The sequence below is a fragment of the Xenorhabdus entomophaga genome, from assembly GCF_037996725.1.
GTDB lineage: Bacteria > Pseudomonadota > Gammaproteobacteria > Enterobacterales > Enterobacteriaceae > Xenorhabdus > Xenorhabdus khoisanae.
This window is the reverse complement of the sequence record NZ_JBBMXH010000040.1, coordinates 16,881-36,346: the sequence shown is the minus strand read 5'-3', so window position 1 is coordinate 36,346 and position 19,466 is coordinate 16,881. Positions and strand designations below refer to the sequence as shown.

The window sequence follows — 19,466 nt, the reverse complement described above, 5'->3', positions numbered from 1 at the left end:
TTCGTTCAGGCTCAGAAAGGGTTATCTTCGATTTCATTAGAACAGGCGGAAAGTCAGATTATCGTGTTATCTATTATAACAGTCGTGCAAATAATTTATCTGACTAACTTAAGTGGGATAAAACATCATTTTGGTAATAAGATATGGGTTCTTCGTTTTAACAGACAGCGCTACGCGTCATGCTCGACGCACTATAAAAGAACCGCAAAAATGCGGTTCTTCAAAAATCAATAAATTGAAAGTCTAAGTGATCAGTGCGCCTGATCCCAATTATCACCAATCCCGACATCCACTTTTAATGGAACATCAAGCTGCATACTTTGCTCCATCAACTTTCTGATTGCTTCCTCCGCTGCCTCCAGTTCGGACTCATGCACTTCAAACACCAGTTCATCGTGAACCTGCATGATCATCCGTACATTTGGCTGCTCGCTGACAATCCAATTATCCACGGCAATCATCGCCAATTTGATGATATCCGCTGCGGTACCCTGCATAGGCGCATTGATGGCTTCACGCTCTGAAGCTTTACGGCGCATAGCATTACGCGATTTGATATCTGGCAGGTACAATCGACGCCCTTCCAGTGTTTCAACAAACCCATGTTCAGCAGCTTGCTGGCGCGTGCGCTCCATATAAGACAGCACGCCCGGATAACGTTCAAAATAGAGATCCATATAACGTTGTGCTTCGCCACGTGGGATCCCTAACTGGCGGGATAAACCAAACGCACTCATACCGTAGATCAGACCAAAGTTAATCGCCTTCGCACTGCGACGTTGCTCGCTGGTCACTTGCTCCAACGACACGCCAAACACCTCCGCAGCGGTTGCACGGTGGATATCCTTACCTTGTGCAAACGCCTTCAGCAACCCTTTATCTTGTGACAAATGCGCCATAATCCGCAATTCTATCTGTGAATAGTCCGCCGCCATAATGCGGTAGCCTTCTGGCGCAATAAATGCCTGACGGATGCGTCGACCTTCATCATTACGCACAGGAATGTTTTGCAGGTTTGGATCACGGGAAGAAAGACGCCCTGTCGCCGTTACCGCCTGATGATATGAAGTATGGACACGACTTGTCAGCGGATTAACCATTTGAGGCAGTTTATCCGTGTAAGTGGATTTCAGTTTCGCCAAACCACGATGCTCCAGAATCACTCTCGGCAATTCATGCTGCTCCGCCAATTCTTCCAGAACCTCTTCGTTTGTTGATGGTGCACCATTCGGGGTCTTTTTCAAGACAGGCAAGCCCATCTTTTCAAACAAAATGACCTGTAACTGCTTAGGTGAAGCCAAATTGAATTCTTCACCTGCCAATGTATAAGCTGATTTTTCCAACTCATCTAAACGTGCAGCAATTTCCAGAGAATGTTCTGCCAGCGTTTGAGCATCAATCAATACACCTGTCCGCTCCATGCGGGAGAGTACAGGCACTAATGGCATTTCAATTTTCTGGAAAATTTCTTTCAGTGTCTCTACGCCCTCTAATTGTGGATACATCACCTGATGTAACCGTAAAGTCACGTCCGCATCTTCTGCCGCGTATTTTGATGCTTCCTCCAGCGGAATTTGATTGAACGTTAGCTGTTTTTTACCTTTCCCCGCAATTTCTTCGAATGTCGTGGTCTTATAGCCCAGATGACGCTCCGCGAGGCTATCCATGTCATGTCGGCCCCCTACGCTGTTCAGGACATACGACTCCAGCATGGTGTCAAAAACAATACCGTTCAGAGCAATGTCATAACGAGCCAGAACGCCACGATCAAATTTCAGGTTCTGACCTATCTTAGGCAGGCTTGCATCTTCCAACAGCGGTTTTAATGCTGTGAGAACTTCATCCAGATCCAGTTGTTGAGGCGCATCCAGATAATCATGGCCCAGCGGCAGATAAGCGGCTTCAACCTCTGATTCACCTAACTCTGAGCCACTTAACGCTAATCCACCTAATGAGATGGCAAAAGACATTCCCACCAGATTGGCGGTCAGGGTATCAAGGCCATCAGTTTCAGTATCAAAAGAGAATGCCGGAGCCTGTTTCAGTTTCTCAATCCACTCATCAAGGGATTGGCGATCAAGAATGGTCTGATAGCTTTCCGGTGAAATTTTGACGGCACTTGGTGCGGCTGCCACAGCTTCGGCCTTCGAAGCAACAGCGGCAGATTTTTGCCCATTACCTTCCAGCCAACTGCCATTCTGTACGTCACTGATCCAGCGTTTAAACTCATAATGTCTGAATAGTGCCAATAACTCATCCGCATCCGGCGGCACAACAGAAAGTTCCAGACAGGTCTTATCTAATTCCACATCTGTTTTAATCGTTGCCAATTGATAGGAAAGGTAAGCAACCTCTTTATGTTGCTCCATTTTCCCGCCCAGCGTTTTAGCGCCACGGAAACTGAGTGTGGCAATTTCATCAAGTCTGGCGTAAATCTCATTCAATCCACCAATGCCCTGCAACAGTCCCAAAGCAGTTTTTTCACCGACCCCCGGCACACCAGGAATATTATCGGAAGAGTCCCCCATCAGGGCAAGGAAATCGATGATCAGTTCAGGCGGAATACCATATTTTTCCTTTACCCCTTCCGGCCCCAGAATAGTGTTGGTCATGGTATTAATCAGCGTGATATTCGGCGTCACCAACTGAGCCATATCTTTATCGCCGGTACTGATCAGGACAGAGCGACCTTCTTTTTCAGCCTGCAACGCCAATGTACCGATAACATCATCAGCTTCAACACCCGGTACAACCAGAATTGGCAGTCCCATTGCCTTAACCATTTTGTGCAATGGCTCAATCTGCGCCCGCAAATCATCCGGCATTGGTGGGCGATGGGATTTATATTCAGCAAATAACTCATCACGGAACGTTTTGCCTTTGGCATCAAACACGACCGCCACATGACTGGATTTATACTGCATGATCAAACTGCGCAGCATGTTCAACACGCCATACATGGCGCCCGTTGGTTCCCCTGTACTGTTTGTCAGTGGAGGAAACGCATGGTATGCACGATAAAGGTATGAAGAACCATCAACCAAAATCAGGGGATTGTCTGCTATCTGTGCCATAAAATTTTCTTCGTCGTTCTGTGGGATGAATAAAGAATAGAATGCCATACTGTGCCGATATAGACGAATTTTGCGAGAATTTTCTCGTGCTAACCTGCATTTTCTGACAAATATTCTGATGAGTTCTCTGTGGATAACTTTGTGCACAAAAAAATGGCACATAAACCAGATTTATGTTTATCACTGTAAAGAATGAAGAACAGAAGGTAAAAATCAATGAATTACGGCGAATGTGAAAGAAATATTACAACTACTTAAAAATCACTGACTTGTGGATATTACCGGAGTTTATGTTATGAAAGGGAACTTTCAGCAAGTATTGTGCCAGTTTTATCTTAGCCGACACAATACTTGTATTATTTTATATTAATACCAGACTTCTTGTTACATTGTGGCTTATTTTTTTGTCACCAGATAATTCACTACATCAGAGAACTTCTTACCGTAGTCCAGCTCTGAACGCGCGTCAATACCACCATTGTTAATCAGGTATTTGCCATTAACAAAAACTGCCGGAACACCACGCAACTCCAGATCTTTGGCTGCCTGACGCTCTTTAGCGGCTACAGATTGCACGATAAAGCTGTTCAATGCCGCATCATATTCCTCACCAGACACACCAGCCTTGATGAAGGCATTGCGGATATCTTCTTTACTATGGATGGACTGGGTTTTCTGAATACCCTCAAACAGAATTGGAGTGACTTTATCTTCAACCTTCATGATGATCGCAACCGCCCAGGCATCCGTCAGATCTTTCCCCAGAGGCCCCAGAAAATCGACATGATAACGGTCATGAGTCACCCCCGCTGGCAGGTTTTTCTCAACAGTAGAAGGAACATGATAAATGTTTTCAAACTGATAACAGTGAGGGCAATAAAAAGAGAAGAATTCCAAAACCTGCGGCTGATTTGCAACCGGGTTTTTTAATTCCGTATACTGTTTGCCTTCAGAAAAACCAGAAGCAGAAGCATTAAATGCCATAAACGCTCCCACCAGTGCTAGCCAAAATTTCTTCATAATGGTCTCCAGAAAAATTAATACATCGGGTTGAGCTGTAACGGTGGTTCCTGTAACAGCCGAGTTTGTTCAGAAAAAAGATTCATTTGCTTATGCCAGAAATCACTATCCGCCATCCACGGAAATGCTTTGGGAAAAGCGGGGTCTTGCCAGCGACGAGCAACCCAAGCCAAATAATAGACCATTCGCATTGCCCGCAGTGGTTCTATCAAAGCCAATGTTTTTGGGTCAAAATCCGTAAACTGACTATATGATTCAAGCAAAATATCCAACTGAATCAACCGCTCCTGCCTTGAGCCATTGAGCAGCATCCATAAATCCTGAATAGCAGGGCCATTGCGGGCATCATCAAGATCCACAAACCATGCCTCATCACGCCACAAGATATTACCAGCATGGCAATCACCATGTAGCCGTAATGCCTGCCAGTTATCATGCCATTGATGTACAACTGCATTGTTCAATTCATCCAGTGCCGCCAAAAAACCTTTCTTATGTCCGGCAGGAAGAAGCTCGCATTCAGCCAAATATTGATACGGTTGATACAAATATTCATCAAGATTAATCGTAGGACGAGCCGAAAACGTTTTTTGACGACCAATCTGGTGCACTCTTCCCAGTAAACGCCCGACATCTTCCAACTGGTCAAAACTATCTGATTCGTACTGGCGTCCCCCTACGCTCGGGAAAATAGCAAAAAAGAACCCGCCATAATTCAGTACCGTCTGCCCATCAAACATCAGGGGAGCCGCAACCGGTAAATTTGCCTGCTGCAATTCATGCGCAAGATCATGTTCCTCTTGAATTTGCTGCTGGCTCCAACGCAGGGGGCGATAAAATTTCACCACATAACGTTTGCGATTCTCATCCATGAACTGATAAACACGATTTTCGTAACTATTCAGTTCAGTTAAACCGGAATCAAGATACAAACCAGACTGCGCCAACGCATCCATAATTAAATCTGGCGTTATATTCTGAAAATTAAAAGCTTTCGATTCTGTCACAACACAGTTCTCTCTTTATCAATCTTTAATAACACCGCGAGCACGTAATAACGCTGTCTTAAAATCTTCTTCATAATCCTTTTTCAACCCGGGAATTTCTGCCTGACTATCCGTACCACGCATTTTCAGGTGATAAATCAGAATATCATCAGTTAATTCAGACAACTGCCCTGTGAACCCTGCTTCATCAGCCAGCTTCTGCAAAAGTTCCGCCAAACTTAAATCCGGCTCATTCTTCCATACTGGATGTAAAAGTTCGATAACTTCATTGAGACGGTGATACTTCATTTTTAGTTCCTTATAAATAACTATACAAATTAGCAGGGATAATCGTTCTGAGAAAGAATTGGTCTGTCAACCAGCGTAAAGTTATACTGCCACCAAAGCAGCATCGTTAGATATTGATTCTCAATGGTTATATATACCCAAACACTCAATATTTCATTGCCCAATATCAGGTGATTTAACATGACGCATCAAAAAATCAGTGGCGCAATTCTGGCTGGGGGGTTATCCACCCGCATGGGGGGAAATGACAAAGGATTACTGCAATTCAGCGGCGCACCATTATATCAACACATTGCCACAAGATTGCAGCCGCAGGTTCATGAGTTGTTGATTAATGCGAATCGCAATCAGGGTATCTATCAGCAAAGTGGCTACCCCATTATACCGGATATCATTACCGATTTTTCCGGGCCACTGGCAGGTATGCTGGCAGTTTTAAAGAATGCCATCAATGAATGGGTGGTATTTGTTCCCTGTGATGTACCGGATTTTCCCGAAGATCTCGTTGCAAAACTTTGGCACTACAAACAACAGGCCTGGGCCGCTTATGCACATGATTGCGAACGTGCCCATCCCACCTTAGCATTAATGCACCGCAGTCTGATCCCTCGGTTGGAAAGTTATCTCGCACTGGGTGATAGAAAACTCATGTTCTTTATGCAGATGATTAAGGCAAAAGCCGTCTATTTCCCCAATCCCCATGCTTTCAAGAACTTAAATACGCCAGAAGAATGCCGTCACTGGAAATACCAGCATTGGGAACTCCTACAGGAGTCTGCATGAATCACAACACGGCACTGCCTATGTTGGGTATCACCGCTTATAGCGGAACCGGAAAAACGACATTGTTAAAACAGGTGATACCCTTGTTGCGCCAGCAACATATCCGTGTTGGGTTGATTAAGCATACTCATCACAATATGGATGTTGATAAACCGGGCAAAGACAGTTATGAGCTACGCAAGGCCGGAGCAACCCAAACGTTGGTTGCCAGCCAGCAGCGTTGGGCGTTGATGACAGAAACTCCCGATTTGCCGGAGCTAGATCTGCACTATCTCGCCCGTCGATTCGATGCGAATTCGCTGGATCTCATTCTGGTCGAAGGGTTCAAACAAGAAGCTATCCCAAAAATAGCACTTTATCGGGACGGCCTGAACCATACCGTTAATGAGATACTCGATCCTTATGTGATCGCAATTGCCAGCGATATCACGCTGGCAACACCACTTCCGCAGCTTGATATCAATCAGCCGGAACAAGTAGCAACATTTATTGCCAAGTGGCTACATCAATAACATGGTTACACCAATCAGGGGTATTCATCATGATAAGTCCCGAAAAAATCAGTGCAGTCACAGCAGGAAAATAAAATAACGATAATAGGAAAACAACACATCATGAAAGATTCAATCCGCGATGCCTCCCTGTCTGCGGTTAAAGTTGCAAGTGAAATCGCGTATGACTACGTCAGTGGTATTCGCAACCAACGGGTATTTCCCGATGCCGACGCGTTAGCTGGTCTGCAAAATTTCGATAAACCATTACCCACAACCGGAACCGATTGCCAACAAGTACTTGAGCAACTCCACTCATACGGTTCTCCGGCAACAGTCGCGACAACAGGAGGCCGATATTTTGGTTTGGTTGTAGGGGGTTCAACACCTGCTGCGATGGGAGCAAACATCATAACCAGTGCCTGGGATCAAATCGCCTTGATGGAAGCTTCTTCGCCCATCGCGAGCCAATTAGAAAAAATCGCCGGACGCTGGGCGTTGGAATTATTGCACTTACCTTCAGAGGCATTCATCGGTTTTGTGACAGGTACAACAATGGCGCACGTCAGCGCTCTGGCAGCCGCGCGGCATTACTTATACCAGAAACAAGGCTATGACCTTGCAGAGCAGGGTTTACACAACGCCCCTGAGTTAAAAGTTGTATTACCCGAAGAAGCTCACATCTCTGTTTTAAAAGCCCTGAGGCTACTCGGTTTTGGTCGCTCACAGTTCATTTTTGTGCCATGTGATACCCAAGGACGAATCATTGAAAGTGCCGTTCCCGAATTTTCAGACAATATGATTCTGGTGCTACAAGCCGGCAATCTTAACTCAGGCAGTTCAGATAACTTTAGTGCCCTCATTCCCAAAGCCAAAAAAGCCGGCAGTTGGGTACATGTGGATGGCGCTTTTGGGCTATGGTCCAGAGCATCAAAGAAAAAATCCGCTTTAGTTGAAGGCGTTGAAAATGCGGACTCATGGGCAGTGGACGCCCACAAATGGCTCAATACCCCATACGATTGTGGCATGTGTATTGTGCGTCACAAACAAGCCCTAAAAGAAGTCATGACAACCTCAGCGGCCTATGTGGAGACACAAGACATGTGGCAGGCAAAGGATATGCTGCCGGAGTTTTCCCGCAGAGCCAGAGCGGTCGAAGTGTGGGCTGCCATTGCAGAACTTGGGTCACAGGGAATCGAAGAGCTGGTTGATCGCTGCTGCTTATATGCAGAAATGCTGGCGAAGGGGCTGGAATCACTCGGTTTTAATATCCTCAATGACGTTGTGATTAATCAGGTCGTCGCTTATTTACCAGATATCAATTTGCAGCGCGCGATGTTACAACAAGTTCAGCAATCAGGTGAATGCTGGTTTGGGCAAACAACATGGCAAGGACGAGAAGCCATCCGACTCAGTGTCAGCTCTTGGGCGACCACTGAAGACGATATTCAGCGCAGCTTGAAAGCAATTGCCAGAGCTATTGATGAGGTTAAACAACAGGTTAATTAAAACTTGATATTTCAATCTCACAAATAGCAGCCAAAACTGGCTATTAAAAATCTCAAACGCCCCGACGTTCACGTCAAGGGCGTTATTCCGACCATCAAACAACTGGTTTTATCTTTACTTCCCTTCCGGCATCAAACCAATAAAAGTGGTTTTCTTACGCGGTTCAGTCATCAACGCTTCCAGTTTTTCGACGCAACGCAGGTAATGAGGCGTTTTCTTATGCGCTGCAACCGCCGCTTCGTCAGCATAGGCTTCATAGATATAAAAGCGGGTTGGAATATTTTCGTCACGCAGCACATCAAACCGCAAATTGCCCGGTTCCTTAACCGAACCAAGGTGATTATCCCGAAATACCTCAATGAATTCATCAACCTTGTCAGCTTTGACATTAATCTCAACTAATGTGACGTGCATATTATTCCCCTTTGGCTTTTTCGTTCAGGAACAGCTCATAAGCCTGAGTAGGTTTTTCATTGTGATGCACAACTGCCTGTACCGCTTTCAGCATCGCAACAGGTGCTTCCGATTGGAAAATATTGCGCCCCATATCAACACCGGATGCGCCCTGATCGATCGCCTGATAGCACATATTCAACGCATCCAGCTCTGGCAGTTTCTTACCACCCGCGATCACAATCGGCACTGGGCAACCTGCGACAATCCGTTCAAAACCGGTATCGACATAATAGGTTTTGATAATATTCGCCCCCATTTCCGCCGCAATGCGGGTTGCCAGCGAGAAGTAACGTTGGTCACGAGCCATATCTTTACCGACACCTGTCACGGCCATCGTTGGCATACCATAACGCGTCCCTTGATCCACCAGCTTGATAATATTTTTGATGGATTGATGTTCATATTCTGAACCGATATAAACCTGCGCCGCTACCGCACAAACATTGAGCCGAAGCGCATCTTCCATCGCTACTGCGACAGCTTCATTGGACAGTTCAGCCAGAATAGAATTAGCGCCTGACGCACGCAGCACAACAGGTTTATTGGTGGCAGGAGGAACCTGACTGCGTAGGATGCCGCGCGTACACATCAGCACATCGGTATGTTCAAACAATGGGGCGATATTAATATCAATACGCTCCAATCCCGTCGTTGGTCCCTGAAAATAACCGTGGTCAAACGCCAGCATTACCGTTTTATTGGTGGTCGGATTAAAAATACGGGCCAAACGGGACTGCATGCCCCAATCCAGCGCACCACAGCCTTTCAGTTCAAACAGCGTGTTCTTTTGTGGTGTATCAATGCCAAAATCTTTACCGTCTTTGATATCATCTAAATCTGCCATTTCTCCCTCCAGAAAAGTATCAGAGTCAGGCTTTATGTCAGCCTTATCAATCAGAAATCGTCTTGGTTAGAAATCGTATTGGTTGATATTGTCTTTGGTAAAAATCACCCGCTCCGGCATAACTACTATGCCACTACCTTTTGCTTCATAACGGTATCCCTGCACACTATTAGGTAAGATTTCAACATTGCCAATATCAGGAATGTTCAATTTATCTCCCACATTCAGCTCGCCTTTTTTCAAAACCTCATTAGCAACATGAATAGCTACCTTACCCTGTTTGACCACATCCCACAGAGCGAATTGTTTAACCGTACCATTTTCAACATAAGGACGCATCACATTCGGAGTACTGAATCCCACAATTGCCACATCCTGACGTTTCAGGTTCTCCGCCGCTTGTGCCGCGGCTGGCAACGCATTAGCGTCAGGGGCAATAATCACATCCAAATCTCCCCAGGCTTTCAAAATACCTTCCGCAGTCTGTAAGGATTGCACGGTATCATTATAACCAAGCCGTGTAGTGACGATTTCCCAATTAGGATATTCCGTTGAGATCTTTATCTTGGCTTCTCTCACCCATTGGTTTTGATCTGCTACCGTCGGACTAGAATAAAAAAATGCCACTTTCGCTTTTTCTTTTTTCACTTGATGAGCAGCCATATCCACTAAAAGGCCACCCAACTGTTTTGGCGTTCCCTGCTCGATATAGATAGAGCGGCATTCTGGTGATGTATCTGAATCCCACGTCAACACTTTAACGCCCCGTTTCATGGCACGCTTCAAGGCAGGGCACAACCCATTCGTTGACACCGCCGACACCACAATTGCGTTATAGCCTTGGTTAACAAATCTATTGATAAGCTGAACTTGTTCCACCATGCTTGACTCTGTTGGCCCATCATAAGTGACTTCCACGCCCAGAGTTTTGCCAGCTTCCACAGCACCTTTGCCAGCGCTGGTAAAGAACCCAACACCAATCAATTTAGGGATAAACGCTATCTTTTCTGCCGCCTGCGCCCAAGAAACACACGCCAGACTTAATGCAGCAGCTAAAGCCAGCTGTTTCATTGTTGGTGCTTTCATGCCTATCTCCATCTATTCTTGTTCCAATATCATTTATGTTTCAGGATCGTCGTTTGCGTTTCAGAAATATATTGTTGTGAAACAGAATGCTGCCAGCATTGCTACCAACCAAGAATTTGATAACTATGCTTATGCTGCAAAACAGAACGACCTATCACCGTCGTAATCAACAAGGCACGAATAAATACCCAGCCGATGTGACCTACGGATGTCAGAAATTGACGGTGATGCCATCCGTAATTAAGACCTCGACATCAATGTTAAATAAATCTGTTTAAATACCATCAAACCAGAAAAATATTTACTATTCCCATGAGCAGCCAAAAGTGGAACACTGTCAACAGAGGCCCAAAAAACCTGTTCTCGATATTTATTGTGATATTTCTCTGTGACATCACATACCTCATGACATTTTGGGTTTGCGTTTCTGACACAGATACCAACATTGAACATTTTTTATTATAAAAACATTTATTCATAACTCTAATTCATAATTTACGATGATATCAATGATACGATCACATTTTGTGAAAAAATTATAATCATATTAAAATATGTTCAAAATTTTGTAGAAAGCTTCTAACACTTATGGGGCTTTCATGCTTATTCTTTCCCTGTGGATAAAAAAGTTGTTATGTCGATCAAATCAATCAAAAAACAATCAGCACTAGAGAAAAGCATATTGTCCGAAGAAATTGACTATTCAAGTCACAACTATCCTGGAAATTGCATGAGTGAAGAAGAACTAATGGCCCGTATTGCCTGGTTTTACTATCACGATGGTCTGACTCAAGGGGACATCGGTGAATTGCTTGGCTTAAGCCGTCTTAAAGTTTCCCGCTTACTGGAGAAAGGACGCCAGTCTGGCGTGATACGCGTTAAGATCAATTCACGCTATGAAGGATGTCTGGAATTAGAAAATGCTTTGCAAAAACGTTTTAATCTCAAACAAATTCGCGTATTACCCGCCCTTGATGGCACGAACCTCAATGCTCGCCTTGGTGTCGGGGCTGCTCACCTGTTGATGGCGATGATTGAACCTCACCAACTATTGGCGATTGGGTTTGGTGAAACCCCCATGTGTACTTTGCAACATCTGAGTGGTTTTATCTCATCCCAACAAATTCGGTTGGTGACGCTGTCCGGCGGTGTTGGCCCTTATATGACCGGCATTGGCCAGCTTGATGCAGGCTGTCCTGTCAGTATCATTCCTGCACCACTGCGGGCCTCCAACCATCAAGTCGCAGCAACATTCCGTGAAGAGCGTAGTGTACGGGATGTGATTTTGGCCGCCAGTGCAGCCGATATCGCTGTTGTCGGGATTGGTGCAATCAACCAAAAGCAGCAAGCAACCATTATGCGTTCCGGCTATATCAGTGATGGAGAACAGCTGATGCTTGACCGCAAAGGTGCCATCGGGGATATTCTTGGCTACTTCTTCAACGCAGAAGGTGAACTGGTCAGCGATATTAATATCCACCAAGAGTTGATAGGGATCTCACTGCCAGAAATGAAAATCATCCCGAACGTAATGGGTGTAGCAGGTGGCATCGAAAAATCAGATGCCATTGTTGCTGCTCTGAAAGGAGGCTACATCAGTTCACTGGTAACAGAAGAACAGACCGCGAGGGCTATACTGACTTGATTGCCTAATAATATCTATCCCTTCCCCGTGCCATATCGATTGAAAAGATAACGACAGACGAGGGTAGCATCATGAATCAACGCGCTTATGCTCAACCATCAGGGAAGTATCTGATGGCGCTTGATGCAGGAACTGGCAGTATCCGGGCAGTTATATTTGATCTTGAAGGGAATCAAATCGCCGTTGGACAGTCTGAGTGGATACACCAGCCTGTACCGAATGTTGCGGGTTCCATGGAGTTTGACCTGAAAACCAACTGGCAACTGGCCTGCCAATGTATCCGGCAGGCACTACAAAAGGCGGAACTGCCCGCCAATGCGATTCAGAGTGTTGCCGCCTGTTCAATGCGGGAAGGCATCGTCCTTTATAATCGCGATGGCGATCCCATCTGGGCATGTGCCAATGTGGATGCACGTTCCAGCCATGAAGTCAGCGAGTTGAAAGAGCTTTACGACAATACGTTTGAGTATGATGTCTATCGTTACTCCGGCCAGACACTGGCATTGGGCGCAATGCCTCGTCTGCTTTGGCTGGCACATCACCGTGCGGATATTTATCGGCAAGCCAGTACGCTGACGATGATCAGCGATTGGCTGGCTTATATGTTGAGTGGCGAACTGGCGGTTGATCCTTCCAACGCTGGTACAACGGGTATGCTGGATTTAGTCACCCGCAATTGGCGCCCAAGCTTGCTGGACATGGCCGGACTGCGTTCCGACATCCTTTCTCCCGTCAAAGAAACGGGAACCTTACTCGGTTATATCACCGAAAAAGCGGCGGCTGAATGCGGCCTGAACACTGGCACACCCGTGATTATGGGCGGTGGTGATGTCCAACTCGGCTGCCTCGGTATTGGTGTCGTCAAACCAGCCCAAACCGCAGTGCTCGGAGGAACATTCTGGCAACAGGTCGTCAACCTGCCAGAACCGATCACCGATCCCAACATGAACATCCGCATCAACCCACATGTTATTCCCGGCATGGCACAAGCAGAATCCATCAGCTTTTTCACTGGCCTTACCATGCGCTGGTTCCGCGATGCCTTCTGCGCAGAAGAAAAACTGCTGGCGGAACGGCTGGGCGTTGATGCTTACAGCCTGCTGGAAGATATGGCGGCCAGAGTTCCTGCTGGTGCACATGGCGTCATGCCAATCTTCTCCGATGTTATGCGGTTTAAATCGTGGTATCACGCCGCTCCATCCTTCCTCAATCTCTCCATTGATCCGGAAAAGTGCAACAAAGCGACATTATTCCGGGCGCTGGAAGAGAATGCCGCTATCGTCTCAGCATGTAACCTCGACATGGTTTCCGCCTTCTCCGGCGTCCAAGCGGATTCACTGGTTTTCGCGGGCGGTGGCTCAAAAGGCAAACTCTGGTGCCAGATTCTCTCTGACGTTACCGGGCTGCCTGTACGAGTACCGGTGGTTAAAGAAGCGACGGCACTGGGCTGTGCAATTGCAGCCGGTGTTGGCGTTGGCTTATATGATTCACTGCCTGCAACCGGAGAAAGATTGGTGCGCTGGGAACGGGAATATCAGCCGAACTTAGATCATCGTGAAATTTACCAGAAAGCAAAGAAAGATTGGCAGGCTGTGTACGCTGATCAACTGCATTTGGTGGATGATGGTTTAACAACTTCGCTGTGGAAAGCGCCGGGGTTGTGATTTCCAGTTGTAAATGAAATTTGTAAGCGAAAATTGAGCAAGTGTAGCGGCTTGCTCAGTCATACTAAAGCCATTACTCTTACAAAAACAGCCGGATAGGAGTACGCCATGTTTACCACTTTAGAATTAACAAATTTTAGTGCCTTTAAGCAGACTGAATTTGAATTTGTTTCTGGAATAAACGTTTTTATCGGTGAAAACGGAACCGGTAAAACCCATTTAATGAAACTGTTATATTGTGTGCAGCAAAAAGAACACAATGCCGATGAGTTAAAACAGAAACTCGCAAATGTCTTTCGTCCAAGTGGCGGTAACGTTTCCAGACTAGTGGCACGCAAAAAAGGGTCAACCAGTGCATTGGTCAATATCACTTCACGTCGTGGTCTGTTTGAAAAAACGTTTACCCTTAAGTTCGACAATACACGTCATCATCTCTTCGAAGTAGAAGGTCAACTTAATTTATCTAAAGAACCTGTTTTCATTCCCGTAAAAGAAGTATTGTCCTTTGCTCCTGGATTTATTTCGTTATACGACAAATATGAACTGGCATTCGAAGAAATCTATTACGACATCGTAAAACAGGCTTACCTACCTGCTCGCAAGGGAATGCCACTTAAAGATGAACAACCCTTACTAGAACTAATTCGTAAAACAGTAGGAGGTCGTGTCAGTCTGCATGGAGAAGAATTCCAATTAACTTCAGGTAACTCTAAATTAGAAATTTCTCTTGTTGCCGAAGGTCACCGTAAATTAGCCTTAATTTGGCAACTCATTCACAATGGCTCTCTGTTCAGCAATAACACCCTGTTCTGGGATGAACCAGAAGCTAACCTCAATCCCTCTTTAATGCAAAATGTCGCCAGAATACTTGTGATGCTTGCAGAGCGAGGCGTACAAATATTCGTTGCGACGCATAACTACGCTTTTTTGAAAGAACTGGAATTTGCTAAACAACAAAACGAGTCCATACGCTATTTTGCACTAGAAAAAACCAAACATGATGGAGTAATAGGCCATATGTTTGAACATTATAAGTATGTGACACCCAATAAGATTGCCGATGAATATTTGCGCTTGTATGACCTTGAAATTCAACATTCATTAGGAAACGCGAAATGACGATACAAATGCACTCTGAGTGGATTGAAGGCGATCTGTATTTCGATTTTTCTAAGGCGCAATCAGTAAAGAAATTAGATGCAAAAGGCTCAGATGGCCATGGTCTAAGTCATTGGCTAAAATCTGTCGATTTTATAGTCGAATGGTCAAATCAACTTTGGCTGATAGAAGTAAAAGATCCTGAACATGGGATGATTCCCGAACATCTTAAGGCAAGGGAACAAGAAAAATTTCGACTCAAGCTACAGAGTGACAAACTTGTAAATGACGAACTGTTTCCTAAACTCCGTGATAGTTTGATTTATCTCAGTCTGGAACAAGGTGTAGTCGACAAGCCTATGCGATATATCACTCTTGTCGGGCTATCATCATTGCAACCCGCCGAACTGGCTGGTTTACAACACAAACTTTGGCATACTAATTGGGTAAAAGGCCCAGAAAGAGGGTGGAGAAAATCTTTTGAAGTATATTGCATGACTGTACAGCAATGGAACCGAACTTTACCTCAGTGCCCAATAATCAGAAAAAGCGAAGAAATATCTCATCGCCAATAGAAAAAATGCTACGTCCTTGTATATCATCGCTTTCCATTTAAAAAACAATCAATCAACAACGGCATTCATAACAACTTCGGGTACCGTTGGACGTCCATTTACCAAACAGGTCGCCACAAACGTTGCATCAGCGTATACAACACCATCCACCAAGATTTGTTGTTCAAAATTATTCCTTACTAGCAACTGGAGAAAGACTGGCTAGCTGGGAGCAGGAATATCAACTAAACTTAAACCACCGTGAAATTTACCAGAAAGCAAAGAAAGATTGGCAGGCTGTGTACGCTGATCAACTGCATTTGGTGGATGATGGTTTAACAACTTCGCTGTGGAAAGCGCCGGGATTGTGATTCAACATTTACAGGATATGATATATGAGCAAGCGTAGTGGCTTGCTCATATATAAGAAGTTTAAAATACATTAATGTTTTTCTCCTTTAATTGCATATTCTACAATTGCTGAGGAATGGTTTTCTGTGAAAGCGAGATTAGAGTAACAATCAAATGAAGCAGTAGGGTTTCTCTCTACAGTATAAGTGTATTTTTTATTATTCCAGATACCTATTGGTGCATCTTCACTATATGCAAGGTATGGTACGGTCTGACAATCATATCCTCCCCCAAAATTTTCCAGAAAGTGAGAAGGTGCCAACGGATTTATCCCTTTCACATTAGAGAAAGTCATTGTCCCAAGAACAGTCACTTCTTTTGTTACAAGGTTTTGAATGGAGAATTCAAAACTTTCCTCTGCTGCTGCCAAGTTGTTTTGATTAACATTTTTTACAACGATTTTGTATGTTGTTCCATCTGGCATATCGGTTTGAGCAAATTTGCTATTATCATTTATTACACATTGTACTAACCAACCTGTTTGAGATTCAGGACCATCATGTTCGATGGTACATTTTGATTCAGGACCAGCAAAATATGATATCACTCTATCTGGCCGGTTAGACCAGACACTTATTATCGCAAATGTTCGGCGATTATTTTCGTTACTAACGAGTTGAGGGCCAATATACCCAAAAAGTTGTTGCTCTGATGTATCTGATGAATTTATTGCAAAGTTATGTGCGTAATACATATTGGATAAAGGTCCAGGATTTTTAATCATCCTGACAAAAAAATCCAATTCATCAAACTGAGAAGGTATATTTGCAGGTGCCTTAAATACAAGATATCCTCCCAATGCTGTAGCTTTATTTATATTCAACATTGAAAAAGAGGAAACCAACAAAATACAAAATAAATTAAATAATTTAATTAGTAATGAACGTTTCATTATTAACTCCCTTTTTAATTGGAATAATATAAACTTGATCTGACATACCCGTCTTTCAAGTTGCAGCTTTGTTGGCGTGGCGGCACCTTGAAATACATTGATTAAAAATATGACCAGTCTCTTTTATAGTAGCTAATGTTTCATGAATATTTAATAAATAATTTTCCTATTTTAAAGCAATCTCGAATATTAAATTACATAATCTACTATTTCTCATAAAAAAAAGGCCAGAACAATTCTGACCTTTTTCAGTAATAATTGGAGATTATTCTTACATCACCCCATTATCGCATGGTAACAAACTCTTCCGCCGCGGTCGGATGGATAGCAACCGTATTATCAAAATCCTTTTTCGTTGCTCCCATTTTCAGCGCGACTGCAAAGCCTTGCAGGATCTCATCCATACCAAAACCGATACCATGGATACCCACAATCCGCTCATCTTTACCCATACACACTAACTTCATGCGGCATGGCTGGCGGTGTTGCGTCACAGCCGTATACATTGCGGTAAAGGACGATGTATAAACTTTAACCTGATCGTCACCATATTGTGCCTTTGCCTGCGGCTCCGTCAAACCCACAACACCGATTGGCGGGTGACTGAATACCACCGTCGGCACATTGGTGTAATCCAAATGCTCTTCCAGTTTGTTATTAAACAGACGTTCAGATAAACGACGTCCTGCCGCGATGGCGACCGGGGTCAATTCTATCGCGCCAGTGTTATCGCCAACGGCATAAATGCCATTAACATTGGTATTCTGATATTTATCGACCTGGATATAACCTTTCTCATTCAGCTCGACACCCGTTGCAGCCAGATTCAGGTTATCCGTCATCGGTTCACGCCCAATCGCCCAAATCAACGTATCAACCGTCTGCTCTCTGCCATCCTCTAACTGAACGGTCAGGCTGCCATCACTGTTTTTAATCACGGATTTTAATATTGCATCCGTATGCAGTGTCGGCCCCTCATTTTTGATGACTTCCAGCAAGGTATCCACAATCATAGGGTCGAAAGAGCGCAGCGGTGCATGCTTACGAACAAACAGGTGAGTTTCACTACCCAGCGCATTCAAAACACCCGCGATTTCAACGGCGATATAGCCAGCACCCACCACAGCAACGCGTTTCGGCATCTCATCCAGCTCGAAGAAGCCATCTGAATCAATACCGTATTCCGCACCGGGAATATTCGGACGCATCGGACGACCACCTGTTGCAATCAGGATATGGTCAGCCGTAATTTTTTCACCATTAACTTCAACAGAGTGCGCGTCGACGAAATGGGCAAAACCTTGAATGACATCTACCTTATTATTGCCCAATACACGCTCATATGACTGGTGAATGCGATCAATATAAGCAGTGCGGCTGGCAATCAGTTTTTTCCAATCAAAATGATTAACGGTAGTATCAAAACCATAGTCGGGACCATATTGATGAATAGATTCAGCAATTTGCGCAGCATGCCACATCACTTTCTTCGGCACACAACCCACATTAACACATGTTCCACCTAATGCTTTTGCTTCAATCAGGGCACATTTCTGCCCATACATGGCTGCACGGTTAATGGAAGCAATACCGCCACTGCCGCCACCAATTGCAATATAATCATAATGTTTACTCATCTTAGGTCACTTCCGTCTAATCAAATAAGTTACTGCTAAGTTCAGCCTGACGCCTATTATTACAAAAAATTATCACTGTCTGTGGACGATTCTAGCTTTCACTGTCATAGGCCACGGCTATTGAGTCATAACGCCACGTTGAACTTTCCCTTATTCAGGTACGATCCACTCCACTAAGGTGTGTCCTATACCTTCAGGAACCAGTACCTGATGCAGCCACGGCAATATTGCCTTCATCTGCTGTTCTAATTTCCACGGTGGGTTAATAACAATCATGCCTGAGGCCGTCATACCACGTTGATCACTGTCAGGGCGCACACCAAGTTCGATTTTTAAAATCTTGCGGATACCTGTCGCTTCCAGATCTTTCACTAAACGTTTAATCTGCTGGCGCAGTACAACAGGATACCATAGCGCATAAGTCCCTGTAGCAAAGCGCTTATACCCTTCCTGAATACCATAAACGACATTTTTATAATCCGATTTCAGTTCATAAGGCGGGTCAATCAGCACAAAGCCACGACGGCTTTTTGGTGGCAATTTTGATTTCAGCTGTTGAAAACCATCTTCCTTCAGGGCACGGGTACGACTGTCACGGGAAAACTCTGTGCGTAACAAAGGAAAATCACTGGGATGCAGTTCACTCAGATTAAGCTCATCATATTCACGCAATAAATGACGGGCAATCAACGGAGAACCAGGATAATAGCGTAAAGAACCATTTGGGTTCAGTGCCTTCACTGCTTTAATGTAAGCCGACAATTCCTCAGGAATATCATCACGCTGCCAAATACGGGCAATACCTTCCAGATATTCCCCTGTGCGCTCGGCATGTTCTCCACTCAATTGATAACGGCCTGCGCCTGAGTGCGTATCCAGATACAGGAAAGGTTTTTCTTTTGTTTTAAGTGACTCAATGATAAGGCTTTGCACTATGTGCTTAAGTACATCAGCATGGTTGCCGGCATGGAAGCTGTGACGATAACTTAACATTAATTTATTTCCAG

Annotated in this window: 17 protein-coding genes and 2 pseudogenes; 8 read left to right on the top strand and 11 right to left on the bottom strand. The window is 44.6% G+C overall.

Going from position 1 to position 19,466, the window contains the following annotated elements:
- Positions 1-251: 251 nt before the first annotated feature.
- From polA to AAC854_RS10250, 4 genes are all read right to left on the bottom strand, one after another.
- Positions 252-3,074, bottom strand: a complete 2,823-nt coding sequence (gene polA / locus AAC854_RS10265) for a DNA polymerase I (RefSeq protein WP_340617013.1) — start codon at positions 3,072-3,074, stop codon at positions 252-254.
- A gap of 396 nt (positions 3,075-3,470) precedes the next feature.
- Positions 3,471-4,094 carry a thiol:disulfide interchange protein DsbA gene (dsbA, locus tag AAC854_RS10260; protein WP_340617012.1) on the bottom strand — a complete coding sequence of 208 codons (624 nt, stop codon included), beginning with the start codon at positions 4,092-4,094 and terminating at the stop codon, positions 3,471-3,473.
- A 17-nt stretch (positions 4,095-4,111) separates the two neighbouring features.
- Entirely contained in the window at positions 4,112-5,101 is a 990-nt protein-coding gene (locus AAC854_RS10255) for a serine/threonine protein kinase (RefSeq protein ID WP_340617011.1), read from the bottom strand.
- Positions 5,102-5,119: 18 nt separating this feature from the next.
- Entirely contained in the window at positions 5,120-5,389 is a 270-nt protein-coding gene (locus AAC854_RS10250; RefSeq protein ID WP_340617010.1) for a YihD family protein, read from the bottom strand.
- A gap of 180 nt (positions 5,390-5,569) precedes the next feature.
- Between AAC854_RS10250 and mobA the strand changes: the two genes are divergently transcribed.
- From mobA to AAC854_RS10235, 3 genes are all read left to right on the top strand, one after another.
- Entirely contained in the window at positions 5,570-6,172 is a 603-nt protein-coding gene (gene mobA / locus AAC854_RS10245) for a molybdenum cofactor guanylyltransferase MobA (RefSeq protein ID WP_340617009.1), read from the top strand.
- Positions 6,169-6,684 carry a molybdopterin-guanine dinucleotide biosynthesis protein MobB gene (mobB, locus tag AAC854_RS10240; protein WP_340617008.1) on the top strand — a complete coding sequence of 172 codons (516 nt, stop codon included), beginning with the start codon at positions 6,169-6,171 and terminating at the stop codon, positions 6,682-6,684. Before mobA ends, mobB begins: the two co-directional genes overlap by 4 nt.
- Before the next feature lie 102 nt (positions 6,685-6,786).
- Positions 6,787-8,172, top strand: a complete 1,386-nt coding sequence (locus AAC854_RS10235) for a pyridoxal phosphate-dependent decarboxylase family protein (protein WP_340617007.1) — start codon at positions 6,787-6,789, stop codon at positions 8,170-8,172.
- A 114-nt stretch (positions 8,173-8,286) separates the two neighbouring features.
- Here AAC854_RS10235 and lsrG read toward each other — a convergent pair whose 3' ends face one another.
- From lsrG to lsrB, 3 genes are all read right to left on the bottom strand, one after another.
- Positions 8,287-8,586: a (4S)-4-hydroxy-5-phosphonooxypentane-2,3-dione isomerase gene (lsrG, locus tag AAC854_RS10230; RefSeq protein WP_099114123.1), complete on the bottom strand. Its 300-nt coding sequence runs from the start codon at positions 8,584-8,586 to the stop codon at positions 8,287-8,289.
- Position 8,587: 1 nt separating this feature from the next.
- Positions 8,588-9,472, bottom strand: a complete 885-nt coding sequence (lsrF, locus tag AAC854_RS10225; protein ID WP_273548552.1) for a 3-hydroxy-5-phosphonooxypentane-2,4-dione thiolase — start codon at positions 9,470-9,472, stop codon at positions 8,588-8,590.
- 66 nt (positions 9,473-9,538) lie between these two features.
- The gene (lsrB, locus tag AAC854_RS10220) at positions 9,539-10,558 is read right to left on the bottom strand and encodes an autoinducer 2 ABC transporter substrate-binding protein LsrB (protein ID WP_340617006.1); all 1,020 of its coding nucleotides are present in this window, start codon (positions 10,556-10,558) and stop codon (positions 9,539-9,541) included.
- A 634-nt stretch (positions 10,559-11,192) separates the two neighbouring features.
- Here lsrB and lsrR point away from each other — a divergent pair.
- The 4 genes from lsrR (at position 11,193) to AAC854_RS10200 (ending at position 15,540) form a co-directional block, all read left to right on the top strand.
- Positions 11,193-12,203: a transcriptional regulator LsrR gene (gene lsrR, locus AAC854_RS10215; RefSeq protein WP_340617005.1), complete on the top strand. Its 1,011-nt coding sequence runs from the start codon at positions 11,193-11,195 to the stop codon at positions 12,201-12,203.
- 71 nt (positions 12,204-12,274) lie between these two features.
- Positions 12,275-13,867 carry an autoinducer-2 kinase gene (gene lsrK / locus AAC854_RS10210; protein ID WP_340617004.1) on the top strand — a complete coding sequence of 531 codons (1,593 nt, stop codon included), beginning with the start codon at positions 12,275-12,277 and terminating at the stop codon, positions 13,865-13,867.
- A 108-nt stretch (positions 13,868-13,975) separates the two neighbouring features.
- Positions 13,976-14,986: an AAA family ATPase gene (locus tag AAC854_RS10205; protein ID WP_273548557.1), complete on the top strand. Its 1,011-nt coding sequence runs from the start codon at positions 13,976-13,978 to the stop codon at positions 14,984-14,986.
- Positions 14,983-15,540: a hypothetical protein gene (locus AAC854_RS10200; RefSeq protein WP_340617003.1), complete on the top strand. Its 558-nt coding sequence runs from the start codon at positions 14,983-14,985 to the stop codon at positions 15,538-15,540. The genes AAC854_RS10205 and AAC854_RS10200 overlap by 4 nt, the downstream gene beginning before the upstream one ends.
- A 48-nt stretch (positions 15,541-15,588) precedes the next feature.
- Here the strand turns inward: AAC854_RS10200 and AAC854_RS10195 are convergent.
- Positions 15,589-15,717, bottom strand: a pseudogene (locus tag AAC854_RS10195) (acyl-CoA thioesterase); the annotation flags it as partial.
- Between the two features lie 8 nt (positions 15,718-15,725).
- On the opposite strand from AAC854_RS10195, the pseudogene AAC854_RS10190 reads away from it, so the two are divergent.
- Positions 15,726-15,890, top strand: a pseudogene (locus AAC854_RS10190) (autoinducer-2 kinase); the annotation flags it as partial.
- A gap of 71 nt (positions 15,891-15,961) precedes the next feature.
- On the opposite strand, the gene AAC854_RS10185 reads toward AAC854_RS10190, so the two are convergent.
- The 3 genes from AAC854_RS10185 to AAC854_RS10175 form a co-directional block, all read right to left on the bottom strand.
- Positions 15,962-16,822, bottom strand: coding sequence for a hypothetical protein (locus AAC854_RS10185; RefSeq protein WP_340617002.1), 861 nt, complete (start codon positions 16,820-16,822; stop codon positions 15,962-15,964).
- A gap of 284 nt (positions 16,823-17,106) precedes the next feature.
- Positions 17,107-18,459 carry a glutathione-disulfide reductase gene (gene gorA / locus AAC854_RS10180; protein ID WP_340617001.1) on the bottom strand — a complete coding sequence of 451 codons (1,353 nt, stop codon included), beginning with the start codon at positions 18,457-18,459 and terminating at the stop codon, positions 17,107-17,109.
- 150 nt (positions 18,460-18,609) lie between these two features.
- The gene (locus tag AAC854_RS10175) at positions 18,610-19,452 is read right to left on the bottom strand and encodes a 23S rRNA (adenine(2030)-N(6))-methyltransferase RlmJ (protein ID WP_340617000.1); all 843 of its coding nucleotides are present in this window, start codon (positions 19,450-19,452) and stop codon (positions 18,610-18,612) included.
- Between the last annotated feature and the right edge of the window lie 14 nt (positions 19,453-19,466).

Excerpts from the sequence above, each read along its gene's own strand:
- polA (WP_340617013.1), bottom strand. The coding sequence starts at position 3,074 with ATGGCACAGATAGCAGACAATCCCCTGATTTTGGTTGATGGTTCTTCA.
- dsbA (WP_340617012.1), bottom strand. The coding sequence starts at position 4,094 with ATGAAGAAATTTTGGCTAGCACTGGTGGGAGCGTTTATGGCATTTAAT.
- AAC854_RS10250 (WP_340617010.1), bottom strand. The coding sequence starts at position 5,389 with ATGAAGTATCACCGTCTCAATGAAGTTATCGAACTTTTACATCCAGTA.
- mobA (WP_340617009.1), top strand. The coding sequence starts at position 5,570 with ATGACGCATCAAAAAATCAGTGGCGCAATTCTGGCTGGGGGGTTATCC.
- mobB (WP_340617008.1), top strand. The coding sequence starts at position 6,169 with ATGAATCACAACACGGCACTGCCTATGTTGGGTATCACCGCTTATAGC.
- AAC854_RS10235 (WP_340617007.1), top strand. The coding sequence starts at position 6,787 with ATGAAAGATTCAATCCGCGATGCCTCCCTGTCTGCGGTTAAAGTTGCA.
- lsrG (WP_099114123.1), bottom strand. The coding sequence starts at position 8,586 with ATGCACGTCACATTAGTTGAGATTAATGTCAAAGCTGACAAGGTTGAT.
- lsrF (WP_273548552.1), bottom strand. The coding sequence starts at position 9,472 with ATGGCAGATTTAGATGATATCAAAGACGGTAAAGATTTTGGCATTGAT.
- lsrB (WP_340617006.1), bottom strand. The coding sequence starts at position 10,558 with ATGAAAGCACCAACAATGAAACAGCTGGCTTTAGCTGCTGCATTAAGT.
- lsrR (WP_340617005.1), top strand. The coding sequence starts at position 11,193 with ATGTCGATCAAATCAATCAAAAAACAATCAGCACTAGAGAAAAGCATA.
- lsrK (WP_340617004.1), top strand. The coding sequence starts at position 12,275 with ATGAATCAACGCGCTTATGCTCAACCATCAGGGAAGTATCTGATGGCG.
- AAC854_RS10205 (WP_273548557.1), top strand. The coding sequence starts at position 13,976 with ATGTTTACCACTTTAGAATTAACAAATTTTAGTGCCTTTAAGCAGACT.
- AAC854_RS10200 (WP_340617003.1), top strand. The coding sequence starts at position 14,983 with ATGACGATACAAATGCACTCTGAGTGGATTGAAGGCGATCTGTATTTC.
- AAC854_RS10185 (WP_340617002.1), bottom strand. The coding sequence starts at position 16,822 with ATGAAACGTTCATTACTAATTAAATTATTTAATTTATTTTGTATTTTG.
- gorA (WP_340617001.1), bottom strand. The coding sequence starts at position 18,459 with ATGAGTAAACATTATGATTATATTGCAATTGGTGGCGGCAGTGGCGGT.
- AAC854_RS10175 (WP_340617000.1), bottom strand. The coding sequence starts at position 19,452 with ATGTTAAGTTATCGTCACAGCTTCCATGCCGGCAACCATGCTGATGTA.